The 17,767-nt window shown below is 54.3% G+C and carries 16 protein-coding genes and 1 other RNA gene; 8 read left to right on the top strand and 9 right to left on the bottom strand.

The window, feature by feature from the left end; translation table 11 throughout:
- Nucleotides 1-94 precede the first annotated feature (94 nt).
- From gcvH to OGY71_RS20580, 6 genes are all read right to left on the bottom strand, one after another.
- On the bottom strand, nt 95-484 hold the full coding sequence (gene gcvH / locus OGY71_RS20605; RefSeq protein ID WP_003026965.1) for a glycine cleavage system protein GcvH: 390 nt from the start codon (nt 482-484) through the stop codon (nt 95-97).
- A 25-nt stretch (nt 485-509) separates the two neighbouring features.
- Nucleotides 510-1,604 carry a glycine cleavage system aminomethyltransferase GcvT gene (gene gcvT / locus OGY71_RS20600; protein WP_003825494.1) on the bottom strand — a complete coding sequence of 365 codons (1,095 nt, stop codon included), beginning with the start codon at nt 1,602-1,604 and terminating at the stop codon, nt 510-512.
- A 452-nt stretch (nt 1,605-2,056) separates the two neighbouring features.
- Nucleotides 2,057-3,259: an FAD-dependent 2-octaprenylphenol hydroxylase gene (gene ubiI / locus OGY71_RS20595; RefSeq protein WP_063940909.1), complete on the bottom strand. Its 1,203-nt coding sequence runs from the start codon at nt 3,257-3,259 to the stop codon at nt 2,057-2,059.
- Nucleotides 3,260-3,374: 115 nt separating this feature from the next.
- Entirely contained in the window at nt 3,375-4,553 is a 1,179-nt protein-coding gene (ubiH, locus tag OGY71_RS20590) for a 2-octaprenyl-6-methoxyphenyl hydroxylase (RefSeq protein WP_286613644.1), read from the bottom strand.
- Entirely contained in the window at nt 4,550-5,875 is a 1,326-nt protein-coding gene (pepP, locus tag OGY71_RS20585) for a Xaa-Pro aminopeptidase (RefSeq protein ID WP_063940908.1), read from the bottom strand. Before pepP ends, ubiH begins: the two co-directional genes overlap by 4 nt.
- 24 nt (nt 5,876-5,899) lie before the next feature.
- Nucleotides 5,900-6,478 carry a YecA/YgfB family protein gene (locus tag OGY71_RS20580; RefSeq protein WP_003026978.1) on the bottom strand — a complete coding sequence of 193 codons (579 nt, stop codon included), beginning with the start codon at nt 6,476-6,478 and terminating at the stop codon, nt 5,900-5,902.
- 167 nt (nt 6,479-6,645) lie between these two features.
- On the opposite strand from OGY71_RS20580, the gene zapA reads away from it, so the two are divergent.
- From zapA to OGY71_RS20565, 3 genes are all read left to right on the top strand, one after another.
- Complete coding sequence (gene zapA, locus OGY71_RS20575) at nt 6,646-6,975, top strand: cell division protein ZapA (protein ID WP_003026980.1); 330 nt, start codon at nt 6,646-6,648, stop codon at nt 6,973-6,975.
- Between the two features lie 41 nt (nt 6,976-7,016).
- A non-coding RNA gene (ssrS, locus tag OGY71_RS20570) (6S RNA) lies at nt 7,017-7,200 on the top strand.
- A gap of 19 nt (nt 7,201-7,219) precedes the next feature.
- The gene (locus tag OGY71_RS20565) at nt 7,220-7,816 is read left to right on the top strand and encodes a 5-formyltetrahydrofolate cyclo-ligase (protein WP_063940907.1); all 597 of its coding nucleotides are present in this window, start codon (nt 7,220-7,222) and stop codon (nt 7,814-7,816) included.
- Between the two features lie 120 nt (nt 7,817-7,936).
- Here the strand turns inward: OGY71_RS20565 and serA are convergent, their stop codons facing one another.
- A complete protein-coding gene (gene serA / locus OGY71_RS20560) occupies nt 7,937-9,169 on the bottom strand; it encodes a phosphoglycerate dehydrogenase (RefSeq protein ID WP_003825480.1) in 1,233 nt (410 codons plus the stop codon).
- A gap of 271 nt (nt 9,170-9,440) precedes the next feature.
- Nucleotides 9,441-10,100: a ribose-5-phosphate isomerase RpiA gene (gene rpiA / locus OGY71_RS20555; RefSeq protein ID WP_003825479.1), complete on the bottom strand. Its 660-nt coding sequence runs from the start codon at nt 10,098-10,100 to the stop codon at nt 9,441-9,443.
- Nucleotides 10,101-10,270: 170 nt separating this feature from the next.
- On the opposite strand from rpiA, the gene argP reads away from it, so the two are divergent.
- From argP to scpC, 5 genes are all read left to right on the top strand, one after another.
- Nucleotides 10,271-11,164: a DNA-binding transcriptional regulator ArgP gene (gene argP / locus OGY71_RS20550; RefSeq protein WP_003825477.1), complete on the top strand. Its 894-nt coding sequence runs from the start codon at nt 10,271-10,273 to the stop codon at nt 11,162-11,164.
- A gap of 233 nt (nt 11,165-11,397) precedes the next feature.
- Nucleotides 11,398-13,542 (top strand): methylmalonyl-CoA mutase, encoded by a 2,145-nt coding sequence (gene scpA / locus OGY71_RS20545; protein ID WP_206160005.1) that lies wholly within the window; start codon nt 11,398-11,400, stop codon nt 13,540-13,542.
- Nucleotides 13,535-14,530, top strand: coding sequence for a methylmalonyl Co-A mutase-associated GTPase MeaB (meaB, locus tag OGY71_RS20540; protein WP_003825474.1), 996 nt, complete (start codon nt 13,535-13,537; stop codon nt 14,528-14,530). Before scpA ends, meaB begins: the two co-directional genes overlap by 8 nt.
- A 10-nt stretch (nt 14,531-14,540) precedes the next feature.
- Nucleotides 14,541-15,326, top strand: coding sequence for a methylmalonyl-CoA decarboxylase (gene scpB, locus OGY71_RS20535; RefSeq protein ID WP_003825473.1), 786 nt, complete (start codon nt 14,541-14,543; stop codon nt 15,324-15,326).
- 24 nt (nt 15,327-15,350) lie between these two features.
- Nucleotides 15,351-16,817 (top strand): succinyl-CoA:acetate CoA-transferase ScpC, encoded by a 1,467-nt coding sequence (gene scpC, locus OGY71_RS20530; RefSeq protein WP_286613642.1) that lies wholly within the window; start codon nt 15,351-15,353, stop codon nt 16,815-16,817.
- Here the strand turns inward: scpC and srsR are convergent.
- Entirely contained in the window at nt 16,814-17,710 is an 897-nt protein-coding gene (gene srsR, locus OGY71_RS20525; RefSeq protein WP_003825467.1) for a LysR family transcriptional regulator SrsR, read from the bottom strand. The genes scpC and srsR overlap by 4 nt on opposite strands.
- Nucleotides 17,711-17,767 lie beyond the last annotated feature (57 nt).

Here is a 17,767-nt window from a genome sequence, read left to right as displayed (position 1 = left end):
GTCTCTGTCTACGTGCCCGGTGGCGCTAGCGCTTACCGGGCCTACGCATGCTTTGTAGGCCGGATAAGCGCAGCGCCATCCGGCAAAAGCGTATTTACTCGTCTTCTAACAAAGCTTCGTATGCGGTCGCATCCAACAGCGATTCAATTTCGCTTTCATCGCTGGCTTTGATTTTGAAAATCCAGCCACCCGCATACGGCTCGCTGTTGACCAGTTCCGGGGAGTCGCTGAGCGCATCGTTAACCGCAACAATCTCACCGCCTACTGGCGCATAGATATCGGATGCCGCTTTTACGGACTCCGCAACGGCGCAATCATCGCCCGCGCTGACGGTGGCGCCAACTTCTGGCAGGTCAACGAAAACCATGTCACCTAACAGCTCCTGAGCGTGTTCGGTGATACCAACGGTGTAAGAGCCGTCAGCTTCTTTGCGCAGCCATTCGTGTTCTTTGCTGTATTTCAGTTCTGCAGGTACGTTGCTCATCAATCAATCTCCAAAAAAGGATGAATTACGCGACGGCTTTGCCGTTACGCACAAAAACAGGTTTAGTCACTTTTACCGGCATTTCACGGTTACGGATCTGTACGATCGCAGTCTCACCGATACCCGCAGGCACACGCGCCAACGCGATGCTGTAACCCAGGGTTGGGGAGAATGTGCCACTGGTGATAATGCCTTCATGCTGGTTGCCAGAAGCATCGGTGAAACGCACCGGCAGTTCATTACGCAGCACGCCCTTCTCAGTCATCACCAGCCCGACCAGCTGTTCGTGGCCTTTTTCACGCTGCATTTCCAGCGCTTCACGACCAATAAAGTCGCGGTCAGCCGGTTCCCACGCGATGGTCCAGCCCATGTTGGCCGCCAGCGGAGAAATACCTTCGTCCATCTCCTGGCCATACAGGTTCATACCCGCTTCCAGACGCAGGGTGTCACGCGCGCCGAGACCGCAAGGTTTGACACCAGCCTGAACCAGCGCACGCCAGAAATCTGCCGCCTTTTCATTCGGCATGGCAATTTCATAACCTGCTTCGCCGGTATAACCGGTGGTTGCGATAAACAAATCACCTGCCTGAACGCCGAAAAACGGCTTCATGCCTTCAACCGCATGACGCTGCTCGTCAGTAAACAACGTAGCTGCTTTTTCCTGCGCGTTTGGACCCTGCACCGCAATCAGCGACAGGTCGTCACGAACAGTGATGTCGATGGCGTAAGGTTCAGCGTGTTGGGTAATCCAGGAGAGGTCTTTTTCGCGGGTGGCGGAGTTTACAACGAGGCGGAAGAAATCTTCAGTGAAGTAGTAGACAATCAGGTCATCTATCACGCCGCCCGAAGCGTTGAGCATCCCGGAGTAGAGGGCTTTACCCGTCTTCGTTAGCTTCGCGACGTCGTTTGCCAGCAGATAACGCAAGAACTCCCGGGTGCGGCTACCGCGCAGGTCGACGATGGTCATATGCGACACATCAAACATTCCGGCGTCGGTGCGAACAGCATGGTGTTCATCGAGCTGAGAACCGTAATGCAGTGGCATCATCCAGCCATGGAAATCGACCATGCGCGCGCCACATAGCGTGTGTTGTTCGTACAAAGGAGTCTGTTGAGCCATCTTTTCCTCGTTGAATAAGCGGGGCTACCAACTCTTTCGCGGTGAAATTTTCGCCACGAAACCCAGCACCGCAGCCGCTCCAGGGGCTACGACGCAAACGTTCTCTTTGTCCTGAACTTACCACCGAAACAGACGCTAAACCATAAGTCAAAATTAACCATCACATTAGCTTATGGCGAAAAACAGCCAGATCGCTAACAGAATAAAACTCCATACACATAACAATTAATCAGAACAACAAACGAATATAAGCGCAAAATTACAGCACCAATCCATATTAAATGTGGAAAAAATGTCAAAAATGGCGTTATGAAAAAAACGTAAAATTAGAAAAACTAATGCGAAAAAAGGCGTGAAATTAGATTATTTCAAATGAGAGAAGCCCCCCGACGCGCAGGCCGGGAGAGGAAAGTGTGACGGGTCTCAAACTCTTAAGATTGTCCTTACGGACACTAACGTAACCACTCGGGAAGATCGTTCAGTCCCATCGCCTGACGGATGAGTTGTGGTTTTACGCCCGGCAGGGTATCGGCCAGTTTCAGACCGATATCACGTAGCAGTTTTTTCGCCGGATTCTCGCCTGCAAACAGTTCACGGAAACCCTGCATCCCCGCCAGCATCAGCGCTGCGCTATGCTTACGGCTGCGCTCGTAGCGGCGTAAATAGAGATACTGACCAATATCTTTTCCCTGACGCTGTAGCCGCTTAAGCTCATCGATCAGTTCCGCCGCATCCATAAAGCCAAGGTTAACCCCCTGACCCGCCAGCGGGTGGATGGTATGCGCCGCATCCCCCACCAGCGCCAGACGATGGGCCGCGAACTGGCGGGCATAACGTCCCGTCAGCGGAAACGCCTGACGTTCGCTTTCAAGGCTGCACAGCCCCAGACGATTATCAAAGGCGATATTCAGCGCCTGATTAAACTCGTCAACGCTTGCCTGCTGCATACGTTCTGCTTCCTGCGGCGAGAGCGACCAGACGATAGAGCACAGGTGCGGATCGCTGAGTGGCAGGAATGCCAGAATCCCCTCGCCATGAAACGCCTGACGCGCAACCGCACCGTGAGCTTCCTGCGTACGGATAGTCGCCACCAGCGCATGATGACGGTAGTCCCAGAAGGTGAGCGGAATGTCCGCTTTATTGCGCAGCCAGGAATTAGCGCCATCGGCACCGACGACCAGACGCGCCGTCAGCATTGTGCCATCTTTGAGGCTCAGAAATGCCTCGTTCTCGCCCCAGGCCACCTGCTGTATTTCAGCAGGCGCCATCATCGTAATATCCGCTGAACGCTGCGCCTTTTGCCACAGCGCATAATGGATTTCTGAGTTTTCAACGATGTGACCCAAATGGCTGTAGCCCATGCTCTGGTCATCAAACGCAATACGTCCAAAGCTGTCTTTGTCCCAGACTTCCATGCCGTGGTAGCAGCAAGCGCGACGAGCAACAATGTCGGACCAGACGCCAAGACGGGTAAGCAGTTTTTCGCTGGCTGCATTAATGGCCGAAACGCGAAGCTGAGGAGGAGCATCCGCCGCCAACGGCTGCGGAACATGTTGTTCTAACACCGCAACGCGCAACCCGCTGCCCTGCAGGCCGCAGGCAACCGCCAGTCCCACCATGCCGCCACCAACAATTGCTACATCAACACTTTGCACTGTTTATACCTCGAAACCTGTAATCCGTAGGCCTGATAAGCGCAGCGCCATCAGGCATTTTTGCGGGGACCCTTGCCGGATGTCGGCGTTGCCTTATCCGACCTACAGGTCATATTTATCGTGCAACCCAACCCAGGGTCCGCTCCGCCAGCGCATCGCGCGCAGGGGTGAATAATTCCATCGCCATCAACCCGACATTGCGCCCAACAACCAGCGGGGCCCAGTGATTGGCAAACAAATACACTAAATTGTTGGTCACACCAATCGTCGTCTCGCGATCGCGCTCGCGGCGCTGCTGATAACGTGCCAGCACCGCATAATCACCGACATCTTCCGCGCCGTTTTGCGCCTGCGTCAGCGTCTCAGCAAGGCTCATTACATCGCGCAGGCCAAGGTTGAAACCTTGCCCGGCAATGGGATGCAGCGTCTGGGCGGCGTTCCCTACCAGCACGGTACGATGGGTAATCGCTTTCAGCGCCGTAGTTAACGAAAGCGGATAAGCGCTGCGTTTACCAGCCTGGGTAATACGTCCCAGTCGCCAGCCAAAAGCGGTTTGTAGTTCACGGCAAAACTGTTCGTCGGACCAGGTCATGATCTCATCACGCTGCTCCAGTGGATAGCACCACACCAGCGAGCAGCGACCGTCAGACATTGGCAGCATTGCCAGCGGGCCATATTGCGTGAAGCGTTCAAACGCTCGCCCGTCGTGCGGTACAGAGGTCGTGACGTTGGCAATCACCGCCAGTTGCTCATAAGGCTGTTGCAGCCAGTCAACACCGCAGGCAGTCGCCAGTGCGGAACGCGTGCCGTCAGCAGCCACCAGCAGGCGACCGGTAATCATTTCACCATTCTCCAGCGTCACTTCAACGCGCTCCTGCGTGCGCGACACGCTGGCTACGCGGTCGGGGCAGTGCAATGTGACACCCGGTGCTTTGCGCAGCAGCGCAAACAGACGCAGCCCGACGTCGTGCAGTTCTACCACCTGGCCCAGAGCTGGAATACGGTATTCCTGCGCATCCAGCGTCACAAATCCGGCATGGCCGCGATCGCTGACGTGAACCGTTTTAATGGCCGTTGCGCAATCGGCAATCGCCTGCCATACGCCAATTCGCGCCAGCTGTTGGCAGGTTCCTGCCGCCAGCGCGATCGCCCGGGCGTCAAACCCGGGATGGCGGTCAGTTTCAGGTTCGCTCGCTTCTATCAGATGAACCGGCAGAGTCCCATGGCTGAGCTGAGAAATGGCCAGCGCCAGCGTCGCGCCAACCATACCACCACCAACGATAATCACACTCATTGCAGTCGCGCCGCAGCCATTAAGGCTTCAATGTCATCAGCTTTCTTCACTACGCTGGCGGTCAGGTTTTCATTGCCGTCCTCGGTGATGAGGATGTCATCCTCAATACGAATGCCGATACCACGATAAGCCGGTGGTACATCAGCATCCGGCGCGATATACAGTCCCGGTTCGACGGTGAGTACCATTCCCGGCTCAAGAATACGTGAGCGGTCCTGACCATAAACGCCGACGTCGTGCACATCCAGACCCAGCCAGTGACTTAGACCATGCATAAAGAATGGGCGGTGCGCATTTTCGGTAATCAACTGATCGACATCACCGTGCAGAATGCCAAGCTGCACCAGGCCCGTAATCATGATACGCACCACTTCGCCAGTGACTTCCTGAATGGACGTTCCGGGACGATACAGACGCAGGCTGGTCTCTAAGGATTCCAGTACGATATCGTAGATTTCACGCTGTGCTGGGGTAAATTTACCGTTTACCGGGAAGGTACGCGTAATGTCACCCGCATAGCCTTTGTATTCACAGCCAGCGTCAATCAGCACCAAATCGCCATCGCGCATTTCACTTTCATTTTCGGTGTAATGCAGGATACAGCCGTTTTCACCGCTGCCGACAATCGTGTTATAGGACGGATAACGCGCGCCATGACGGGTAAATTCATGGTGAATCTCCCCTTCTAACTGGTATTCAAACATTCCCGGACGGCATTTTTCCATCGCGCGGGTATGCGCCAGTGCGGTGATTTCTCCGGCACGACGCATGACCGCGATTTCTTCCGGTGATTTGAACAGGCGCATTTCATGCACCATCGGACGCCAGTCGATAATCGCGGCAGGCGCGTGCAGATTTTGTCTGGAGCCTTTGCGCAGTTTATCCAGCGCCGTGCACACAATCTCGTCGGCCCAGGCATACTCGCCCTGGGCGTGGTATACCGCGTCCAGACCATTGAGCAGCAAATACAGCTGTTGATTGATTTCACTGAAGGCCAGCGCCCGGTCAACGCCAAGTTTTGCCGGGGCAGCATCCTGGCCCAGACGGCGGCCAAACCAGATCTCCGCCGTCAGATCGCGAACCCGATTGAACAAAACGCTGTGGTTATGAGTGTCATCACTTTTGATCAGCACCAGCACGGCTTCAGGTTCGTTAAAACCGGTGAAGTACCAGAAATCACTGCTTTGGCGGTAAGGGTATTCACTGTCCGCGCTACGCGTCGTTTCCGGTGCGGCAAAAATCAGCGCGGCGCTGCCGGGCTGCATTTGTGCCAGTAAAGCCTGGCGACGACGCTGGAATTCTTGCTGAGATATCTCGCTCATCACACTCTCCTTTGCGTTTCGTTCTTAGTGCAGAGTCGGTTTACGGACTTCCGGCGCGGTCGGCTGCTGACGCGTAAACGTGTCATGACACAGCAAGGCGGCTACGCGCACGTATTCGATGATCTCTTCGAGCGACATTTCCAGCTCTTCCTGATCTTCGTCTTCGTCATATCCCAATTGAGCGATATTGCGCAGGTCGTCAATCGCTTCCCCGGTTTCGCCGGTCACTTTGTCGAGCTTCGGTTGCGTGACGCCAAGGCCCAGTAAAAAGTGGTTTACCCATCCCGCCAGCGCATCGGCGCGATCGAACACGCTGACGTCATCCCCTTCAGGCAGATAAAGCTGAAAAAGGAAGCCGTCGTCTTCGAGGGCATCACTGGTGGCTGAGTGCATTTTCAGCAGCGCCTGAGCCAGCTCGTGACCAAAGGCCAGACCTTCGTTCGTCAGGTCGTGCAGCAGCGGCTGCCATGAGCTGTCGTTATTTCCGCCGCAAATCATTCCGCTTATCAAGCCGTGCATTTCGGCCGGGGTTAATCCAGCCCCTTGTTGGTTCAAAAACTGGCTAACTTCGTTGTAACCAGGCATTTCGTTCTGTATAGACATAAGCATTCGTCATCAAAGGGAGGAATATTCATGGTATGCTACCACTTTGGACCCTGGTGGACCAGAAAAGGGCTTGTATCTTGATACCAGGGTAGCTATAGTGTCGCCCCTTCGCGGACCCACGGTCTGGAGACGAAGGCAGCGCAGTCAATCAGCAGGAAGGTGGCATGTCTGCACAACCCGTCGATATCCAAATATTTGGCCGTTCACTGCGAGTGAATTGCCCGCCTGAACAAAGGGATGCGTTGAATCAGGCTGCGGACGATCTCAATCAGCGATTGCAAGATCTGAAAGTTCGCACTAGAGTCACAAATACTGAGCAGTTGGTTTTCATCGCCGCGTTGAACATCAGCTATGAATTAACTCAGGAAAAAGCGAAGACGCGTGAGTACGCGGCGAGCATGGAACAACGTATTCGGATGCTACAACAGACCATCGAACAGGCGTTGCTTGATCAGGGTCGCATAACCGAAAAAACGGGCCAAAACTTTGAATAACACTTTTCGGTTTACTGTGGTAGAGTGACCGTGAAGACAAAATTTCTCTGAGATGTTTGCAAGCGGGCCAGTCCCCTGAGCCGATATTTCATACCACAAGAATGTGGCGCTCCACGGTTGGTGAGCATGCTCGGCCCGTCCGAGAAGCCTTAAAACTGTGACGACGCATTCACCTTGAACCAAGGGTTCAAGGGTTACAGCCTGCGGCGGCATCTCGGAGATTCCCTTCTACCTGGCAACAGCCATGACATTACTTTCTGAACTCCCTTTATCCCGGCAAGAAATCCGTCAACTGATTCGGCAGCGTCGTCGTGCGCTTACCTCCGAACAGCAACGACAATACGGTCAGCAAGCCGCGACCCGAATGCTCAGCTTTCCCCCTGTTGTACTCGCTCATACGGTGGCGGTATTCCTCTCGTTCGATGGCGAACTCGATACCCAGCCGCTAATAGATCAGCTGTGGCGAGCGGGCAAGCGCGTCTATCTTCCGGTTCTTCATCCCTTCAGCCCTGGCAACCTGCTGTTCCTGCACTATCATCCGCACAGCGACCTGGTAACCAATCGCTTAAAGATCCAGGAACCACGACTTGATGTACGTGACGTATTGCCGCTCTCACAACTGGATATACTGATTACGCCGTTAGTGGCGTTTGATGAGGTCGGGCAACGCCTGGGTATGGGCGGTGGATTTTATGACCGTACGTTGCAAAACTGGCAGCAGCATAAGATCCAGCCCGTAGGCTACGCGCACGATTGTCAGCGAGTGGAAAAGCTGCCTGTCGAAGAATGGGATATCCCACTGCCTGCGGTGGTGACGCCATCCAAAATCTGGGAGTGGTAGCTTTTTTTGCCAATTGCGGCAAGGCTCGAAAACAGAATGTATGCGTGACAGGAAGAGATTTTGAGGCCGGGAAATCAGAGGAAAGATGGGCAGGTCAACCGCCTGCCCATGTAGAGGAAATCAGTACAGCAGACGAGCGCGAATGGTTCCCGGAAGGGCTTTCATCGCCAGCAGCGCTTTCTCTGCCACATCTTCATCCGCTTCAATATCAATAACCACGTAACCTACCTGTGCGGAAGTCTGCAGATACTGCGCGGCAATGTTGACGCCCTGCTCGGCAAAAATCTGGTTCAGCGCAGTCAGTACGCCCGGACGGTTTTCGTGAATGTGCATCAGACGACGACCGCCGTGCAGCGGCAGCGAAACTTCCGGGAAGTTAACTGCAGACAGCGTAGAGCCGTTGTCGGAATACTTGGTCAGTTTCCCAGCCACTTCCAGACCGATGTTTTCCTGTGCTTCCAGCGTTGAACCACCAATGTGCGGCGTCAGGATCACGTTGTCGAAATCACACAGCGGCGAAGTGAAAGGATCGCTGTTGGTTGCCGGCTCGGTTGGGAATACGTCGATTGCTGCCCCTGCCAGGTGCTTGGTCGCTAACGCGTCGCACAGCGCAGGAATATCAACAACTGTGCCGCGTGCGGCGTTAATCAGCAGTGCGCCTGGTTTCATCAAGGCAATCTCACGCGCGCCCATCAGATTTTTGGTGGAGGCATTTTCCGGTACGTGCAAACTGACCACGTCGCTCATATTGAGCAGGTCGGAAAGATGCTGCACCTGCGTGGCGTTGCCGAGCGGGAGTTTATTTTCAATATCATAGAAATAGACGTGCATCCCCAGCGATTCCGCCAGAATGCCTAGCTGAGTACCAATGTGGCCGTAGCCGATGATCCCCAGTTTTTTGCCACGCGCTTCAAACGAGCCGGTAGCCAGTTTATTCCACACGCCGCGGTGTGCTTTGGCGTTTGCTTCGGGTACGCCGCGTAGCAGGAGCAGCAGTTCGCCAATCACCAGTTCCGCAACGGAACGCGTGTTAGAGAATGGCGCATTAAACACGGGGATCCCGCGCTTTGCCGCAGCGCTGAGATCAACCTGGTTGGTGCCGATACAGAAGCAGCCAATCGCGACCAGTTTCTCTGCGGCGTCAATCACATCTTCAGTCAGATGGGTACGGGATCGCAGGCCAATGAAGTGGGCATCACGGATGGACTCTTTCAGTTGTTCAGTGTCCAGAGCGCCTTTATGAAACTCGATGTTGGTATAACCTGCTGCACGAAGGCTTTCGAGCGCTTTTTGATGCACGCCTTCAACCAGCAGAAATTTAATCTTATCTTTCTCCAGTGATACCTTTGCCATTTCCCCGACCCTGTCTTTTTTTGTTCAAACTGATGTGTTGTGTGTGGGATTTTCATCCGTCTCTTCAACATATCAAAAAATAATATTGCGGCAATATGAACGTTTGCGTCGCCGTGCTGAAGAAATGTCATTCAGAGAGAAATGTCAGAGGAAAATACTGGCGATAACTTTTTCTTTGGAGAGATCGGCAGGACAATATTATAAACGTGACACAAGTCACCAAATTTGCCCTGCCAAAATTTTTTTAACGGGAGAAGACACTCCCGTCAGATCATTTTACGATAGTTTTCACGCCGTCTGGCGTACCGATCAGCGCGACATCCGCACCACGGTTGGCAAACAGACCGACGGTTACCACGCCCGGAATCGCATTGATGGCGTTTTCCATCGCGATGGCATCGAGGATCTCCAGACCGTGTACATCAAGGATCACGTTACCATTGTCCGTCACTACACCCTGACGGTATTCAGGACGACCGCCCAGCTTCACCAACTGGCGAGCCACTGCGCTGCGCGCCATTGGGATCACTTCAACCGGCAGCGGGAAGTTACCGAGAATATCGACTTCTTTGGACGCGTCGGCAATACAGATAAATTTCTTCGCCACGGAAGCAATAATTTTTTCACGGGTCAACGCTGCGCCGCCGCCCTTGATCATCTGCATGTGGCCGTTGATTTCATCCGCGCCGTCAACGTATACGCCGAGGCTGTCCACTTCGTTAAGATCGAACACGTGGATACCGAGGCTTTTGAGTTTTTCGGTTGAAGCGTCCGAACTGGATACCGCACCTTCAATCTGACCTTTCATTGTGCCCAGCGCATCAATAAAGTGTGCGGCTGTTGAACCTGTACCTACGCCCACAATGGTACCGGGCTGTACATACTGAAGTGCCGCCCATCCTACTGCTTTTTTCAGTTCATCCTGCGTCATGATCGTTTCGCCTGTGGTGTGAATATGGTGGGAAAATTCACGCGCATTATAGAACATTGTGCAGAAAAATGTCCCCACACCCGCTCGCAAGCGGCGGATTTCGTCTTTACCCAACCTAAATTTGTGTCATAGTGCAGAACAAGCAAAATTTTCAGGAGTGCGTCAAAGCAATGAAACGTCCGGACTACAGAACACTACAAGCACTGGATGCGGTTATTCGTGAACGAGGATTTGAACGCGCGGCGCAAAAGCTGTGCATCACGCAATCCGCGGTTTCACAGCGCATAAAACAGCTTGAGAATATGTTCGGACAACCGCTGCTGGTGCGTACCGTACCACCACGCCCAACCGAACAGGGGCAAAAACTACTGGCGCTTTTGCGTCAGGTTGAACTGCTGGAAGACGAGTGGCTGGGTGATGAACAAACCGGTTCGACGCCGCTGCTGCTCTCACTGGCGGTGAACGCCGACAGTCTGGCGACCTGGTTGCTTCCGGCGCTGGCTCCGGTACTGGCAAATTCGCCGATTCGGCTGAACCTGCAGGTTGAGGATGAAACCCGAACTCAGGAACGTCTGCGTCGTGGTGAAGTGGTCGGTGCGGTGAGTATTCAACATCAGGCGCTGCCAAGCTGTCTGGTGGATAAACTCGGCGCGCTGGACTACCTGTTTGTTGGCTCTAAACCTTTCGCCGAGCGTTATTTCCCTAACGGCGTCACCCGCTCTGCCCTGCTGAAAGCCCCAGCGGTAGCGTTTGACCATCTTGATGATATGCACCAGGCGTTCCTGCAACAAAACTTCGACCTGCCGCCGGGCAGCGTGCCGTGCCATATCGTTAACTCGTCTGAAGCCTTTGTTCAATTGGCGCGTCAGGGAACGACCTGCTGCATGATCCCCCACTTGCAGATTGAGAAAGAACTGGAAAGCGGCGAACTTATCGACTTAACGCCGGGCCTGTTCCAGCGCCGGATGCTGTACTGGCACCGTTTTGCGCCGGAAAGCCGCATGATGCGCAACGTCACCGATGCGCTGCTGGCCTATGGTCACAACGTACTGCGTCAGGATTAAACCGCTCATAACCTCTGAGTGCCGGATGGTGGCGTAACGCCCTATCCGGCCGACAAGTCTTTTACCCTCTTTTCATGCTATTCCCGCCACGTCTTTGAAATAAATCACAAAATCAAACACGCCACGCGGCAAAAAACGACGCCCTGTTGGCTATTTTTTGCTGGCGACAAGCCAAATGAAAAAGCTCACCGTATTCGCAAAGATTCAACTTATTGCGTAATACGGAGCAAAAAATGGCAAACGTGCAGGAGTGGCAAACACTCGCCAATAAAGAACTCAGTCGACGGGAAAAAACCGTCGAGTCGCTGGAAAGACAGACGGCGGAAGGGATTGCCATCAAGCCGCTGTACACCGAAGAAGACCTCGATAATCTGGAAGTCACGGGCACCCTTCCCGGTCTGCCGCCTTATGTGCGTGGCCCGCGCGCCACCATGTATACCGCGCAGCCGTGGACCATTCGTCAATACGCTGGTTTCTCTACCGCCAAAGAGTCCAACGCCTTTTACCGCCGCAACCTCGCCGCCGGGCAAAAAGGGCTTTCCGTCGCCTTTGACCTTGCCACCCATCGCGGATATGACTCTGACAACCCGCGCGTGGCGGGTGACGTCGGCAAAGCGGGCGTGGCGATCGATACCGTCGAAGATATGAAGATACTGTTCGACCAGATCCCGCTGGATAAGATGTCGGTATCGATGACCATGAACGGCGCGGTTCTACCGGTGCTGGCGTTTTATATCGTCGCTGCAGAAGAACAAGGCGTAACGCCGGAACAACTCACCGGAACCATTCAGAACGATATTCTGAAAGAGTACCTGTGCCGCAACACCTACATTTATCCACCAAAACCGTCCATGCGCATTATCGCCGACATCATCGCCTGGTGCTCCGGCAACATGCCGCGCTTTAACACCATCAGCATCAGCGGCTATCACATGGGTGAAGCCGGAGCGAACTGCGTGCAGCAGGTAGCGTTTACGCTGGCAGACGGTATTGAATACATCAAAGCCGCACTCTCCGCCGGACTAAAAATTGATGACTTCGCCCCGCGCCTGTCGTTCTTCTTCGGTATCGGCATGGATCTGTTTATGAACGTCGCCATGCTGCGCGCAGCGCGCTATTTGTGGAGTGAAGCGGTCAGTAGCTTTGGTGCGACCAACCCGAAATCTCTCGCTCTGCGTACCCACTGCCAGACGTCCGGCTGGAGCCTGACCGAGCAGGACCCGTACAACAACGTGGTGCGTACTACCATTGAAGCACTCGGCGCTACGCTTGGCGGTACCCAGTCGCTGCATACCAACGCCTTTGATGAAGCGCTCGGTCTGCCCACCGATTTCTCCGCCCGTATTGCGCGTAATACGCAAATCATCATTCAGGAAGAATCAGAGATCTGCCGCACCGTCGATCCGCTGGCCGGATCGTATTACGTCGAGTCACTCACCGATCAAATCGTGAAGCAGGCACGCACGATCATCAAACAGATTGATGAGGCAGGCGGCATGGCGAAAGCGATCGAAGCCGGGCTCCCTAAACGGATGATCGAAGAAGCTTCCGCGCGTGAACAGTCGCTGATCGACCAGGGTAAGCGCGTTATCGTCGGCGTCAATAAGTACAAGCTGGATAAAGAAGACGAGACGTCGGTACTGGAGATCGACAACGTGAAGGTGCGCAACGAGCAGATTGCCTCGCTGAAACATATCCGCACCACCCGCAACAACGATGCCGTCAAGACCGCGCTATCCGCGCTGACCCACGCCGCGCAACATAATGAAAACCTGCTGGCTGCTGCCGTCAACGCCGCCCGCGTTCGCGCCACGCTGGGTGAAATCTCCGATGCGCTGGAAGTCGCTTTTGATCGGTATCTGGTTCCCAGCCAGTGCGTCACCGGAGTGATTGCGCAAAGCTATCATCAGTCTGATAAATCCGCCGATGAGTTCGATACCATCGTTGCGCAAACCGAACAGTTCCTCGCGGAAAATGGCCGCCGCCCGCGTATTCTGATCGCCAAGATGGGTCAGGACGGCCACGATCGCGGCGCGAAGGTGATCGCCAGCGCCTACTCCGATCTCGGCTTTGATGTCGATCTCAGCCCGATGTTCTCCACACCGGAAGAGATCGCCCGCCTGGCGGTAGAAAACGATGTGCATGTGATTGGTGCCTCATCGCTGGCCGCCGGCCATAAAACGCTGATCCCGGAACTGGTTACCGCACTCAAAAAATGGGGGCGTGAAGATATCTGCGTGGTAGCAGGAGGTGTTATTCCGCCGCAGGATTACGCTTTCCTGCACGAACATGGCGTGGCAGCCATTTATGGCCCCGGCACGCCAATGCTCGACAGCGTCCGCGATGTGTTAACCCGTATCAGTCAGCATCATGATTAACGCCGCCACGCTTGAAGATACCGTCCGTCGTTTGCGACTCGGTGAACGGGCTACGCTCGCCCAGGCGATGACGCTGGTCGAAAGCAACCACCCGCGCCACCAGCCGCTGAGTACGCAATTGCTGGACGCGATTATGCCGTTCACCGGTAACGCCCTGCGCTTAGGGATCACCGGTACGCCGGGCGCGGGCAAAAGCACTTTCCTGGAAGCATTCGGCATGTTGCTTATCCGCCACGGATTACGGGTAGCGGTGATCGCCGTCGATCCCAGCAGCCCGGTCAGCGGCGGCAGCATTCTTGGCGATAAAACCCGCATGACGGAGCTGGCCCGCGCCGAATCTGCGTTTATTCGACCGGTCCCTTCCAGCGGTCATTTAGGCGGTGCCAGTCAGCGCGCCCGGGAATTAATGCTGCTGTGCGAAGCGGCTGGCTTTGACGTGGTGATTGTAGAAACCGTCGGCGTAGGGCAGTCAGAAACCGAAGTCGCAGGCATGGTGGATTGCTTTATCTCACTGCAAATCGCTGGCGGTGGCGACGATTTACAGGGCATCAAAAAAGGCCTGATGGAAATGGCGGATCTGGTCGTCATCAATAAGGACGACGGTGATAACCATACCAGCGTGGCCATCGCCCGCCATATGTACGAATCCGCCCTGCATATTCTGCGTCGTAAATATGACGAGTGGCAGCCGCGGGTATTAACCTGTAGCGCCCTGGAAAAACGCGGCATTGAGGAGGTCTGGCAAGCAATAACCGATTTTAAAACGTGCCTGACCGCCAGCGGTAAACTGGGAAAAGTTCGCCAGCAGCAGGCGGTGGACTGGTTACACCAGCAGGCTGAAGAAGAAGCCCTGCATCTGTTGTTTGCCCGCACTGATTTCGACCGCTATTTCCAGCAGACGCTACAGGCCGTCAAAAACAATGATCTTTCGCCACGCACCGGTCTGCGGCACATCAGCGAATTTATTCAGCATCATTACTTTCAATAAAGAGAACATTATGTCTTATCAATACGTCAACGTGGTCATCATCCAGAAAGTCGCGGTTATTGAGTTCAATTACGCCCGCAAGCTCAATGCCCTGAGTAAAGTGTTTATTGACGATCTGATGCAGGCGCTGAGCGATCTCAATCGTGCGGACATTCGCTGCATCATTCTGCGCGCCCCGAGCGGGGCCAAAGTGTTTTCTGCCGGGCATGATATTCATGAACTCCCGACCGGACGTCGCGATCCGCTCTCCTATGACGATCCGCTGCGTCAGATAACCCGTATGATCCAAAAATATCCGAAACCGGTGATCTCCATGGTCGAAGGCAGCGTCTGGGGCGGCGCGTTTGAAATGATCATGAGTTCCGATCTCATCATCGCCGCTGAAACGTCCACCTTCTCAATGACCCCAGTCAACCTTGGCGTACCGTATAACCTGGTGGGCATCCACAACCTGACCCGCGACGCTGGTTTTCACATCGTTAAAGAGCTGATTTTTACCGCTTCACCCATCACCGCTCAACGCGCCATGGCGGTCGGGATCCTTAACCATGTCGTGCCCGTCGAGGAACTGGAAGATTTCACTCTGCAAATGGCGCACCACATCTCGGAAAAAGCACCGCTGGCCATCGCCGTCATCAAAGAAGAACTTCGCGTGCTGGGTGAAGCGCACACCATGAATTCCGATGAGTTCGAGCGTATTCAGGGCATGCGCCGCGCGGTGTACGACAGCGAGGATTATCAGGAAGGGATGAACGCGTTTATGGAAAAACGTAAACCTAATTTTGTTGGCCATTAATCACGTCCGAGGAAGGAGACGGCCATGAAACGGATGAGCGCCGAACAGGCGGCAGAAATTATCCAGCACGATGATATGGTGGCGTTTAGCGGCTTTACCCCTGCGGGTTCACCCAAAGCGTTACCCAGCGCAATTGCCCAACGCGCCTGCGAACAGCATCAGAACGGGCAGCCTTTTCAGATCCGCCTGCTGACCGGAGCATCAATTGGTGCCGCCGCTGATGATGTTCTATCCGCGGCGGATGCCGTTTCCTGGCGTGCGCCTTATCAAACGTCATCGGGCCTGCGCGAGAAAATTAATCAGGGCCAGGTGAGGTTTGTCGATCTCCATTTGAGTGAAGTGGCGCAAATGGTTAATTACGGTTTTTTTGGCGAAATCGATGTTGCCGTCATTGAAGCCTCCGCTATCGCGCCAGATGGCCGGATTTGGCTTTCCAGCGGTATTGGCAATGCACCCACCTGGCTGCTGCGGGCGAAAAAGGTGATAATCGAGCTGAATCATTACCATAATCCGCGTGTGGCGGAGTTTGCCGACATCGTGATACCCGGTGCGCCACCACGGCGTAACAGCGTACCCATTTTTCATACCATGGATCGCGTAGGCAGTCAGTGCGTACAGATAGACCCCAAAAAGGTGGTTGCGGTGGTGGATACCGAGCTGCCCGATGCCGGAAATGCGGCGGATAAAACCAATCCGGTCAGCCAGCAAATTGCCGATAACGTCGTCACTTTCCTGCTGGCAGAAATGGCTCACAAACGTATTCCAGCTGAGTTTCTACCCTTACAAAGCGGCGTGGGCAATATCAACAACGCGGTAATGGCGCGACTGGGCGAGAACCCGGATATCCCGCCCTTTATGATGTATTCGGAGGTGTTGCAGGAGTCGGTGGTGCATCTGCTGGAAACGGGCAAGATAACAGGTGCCAGCGCCTCCAGCCTGACCATTTCAGCCCCGTCGCTACAGAAGATTTACGACAACATGGACTTCTTCGCCAGCCGGATTGTGCTGCGCCCGCAGGAGATCTCCAATAACCCAGAGATCATCCGTCGGCTGGGGGTTATTGCGCTCAACGTCGGTCTGGAGTTTGATATCTACGGCCATGCCAATTCCACGCACGTTGCGGGGGTGAACCTGATGAATGGCATCGGCGGCAGCGGGGATTTCGAGCGCAATGCCTACCTGTCTATCTTTATGGCGCCGTCGATTGCCAAAGGCGGGAAAATCTCCACCATCGTACCGATGTGCAGCCATGTCGACCACAGCGAACATAGCGTTAAAGTGATCGTGACCGAACAAGGGATTGCCGATCTGCGTGGGCTATCTCCGATGCAGCGGGCGCACACGATTATCGATAACTGTGCGCACCCTCTTTACCGGGATTATCTGCACCGCTATCTGGAGAAAGCACCCGGCGGACATATCCATCACGATCTCAGCCATGCGTTCGATCTGCATCGTAATCTTCTCGAAACAGGATCGATGCTCGGTTAACTTGCGCCACCGTCACGATCTTCAGCAATATGCTGAAGCATGGTGGCGGTATAACGATGGTTTTTCAGCGAATAGAGAAACTCCTGCATATACATGGGGCTGCCGGGCGCATCGAAATACTTTAGCGTCGACGGGTTCACCAGCCGCCAGGCGAAGTGAGGAATCACCGTCAAAAACTGCCCGCGCTCTACCGCGCTGATCTTGGCCATAAAGCTGTACGGACGGTAGATAATCGTCGGGTTGATCCCGCAGGGTCGCATGTATGCATCCAGCATCGCCTCAAAGTTGGCGCGATTCTGGAAGCGCATTTGCAGCCAGGGCAGCTCGCGCAGCAGATCCTGCGGCTGTTTTTCTTCGTAGCGCCGGGAAACGAGAAACCCCAGACGCAGCGGAGGCAGCTCGCTAATCGCCAGATTCTCCAGTTCCTGGACGCGGGGGGAAACGTGCTGCGGCGAGATAATAAAATCCAGTTTGCGATCGAACAGGTTATCAATAACCCCATTCTCGCTGAATTCAACGGCCTGAGCCGTCACGCCGTCATACTTGTCACCAAGGCTAATCAACTGGTCAAAAATAATCGTTGGGTAGGTATTGTCGATCCCGATGACGATTTCCCGCGAGCGGCGAGAGGCGTTATGGATTTCGTTATCAATGGCAGAAAGGCGCTGATAAACGGGAAACAGCTTCTGATACAGTTCCTGTCCGGCTTTATTCAGGCTGATGTTGTTATCTTTGCGGGTAAACAGCGTATAGCCGATTTGATCCTCCAGTGCGGCAATGCTTTTACCGAAAGGCGATGCGGTCATATGTATTTTTTCTGCCGCTCTGGCGATGTTATTGGTTTGCGCCAGCAGAATGAAATTACGCATCTTTTTCGAGATAAAAATATCCATAGCGTCCCCTTAAAAATCGCTATGGCCTATCCTCATTACGGCGAAAAAAAAGACTGG

Origin of the sequence: Citrobacter sp. Cpo109 (genome assembly GCF_030332565.1) — a bacterium.
Taxonomy (GTDB): domain Bacteria; phylum Pseudomonadota; class Gammaproteobacteria; order Enterobacterales; family Enterobacteriaceae; genus Citrobacter; species Citrobacter portucalensis.
Note: the sequence above shows the minus strand (reverse complement) of the source record. Positions and strands in the feature narration are given on the sequence as shown.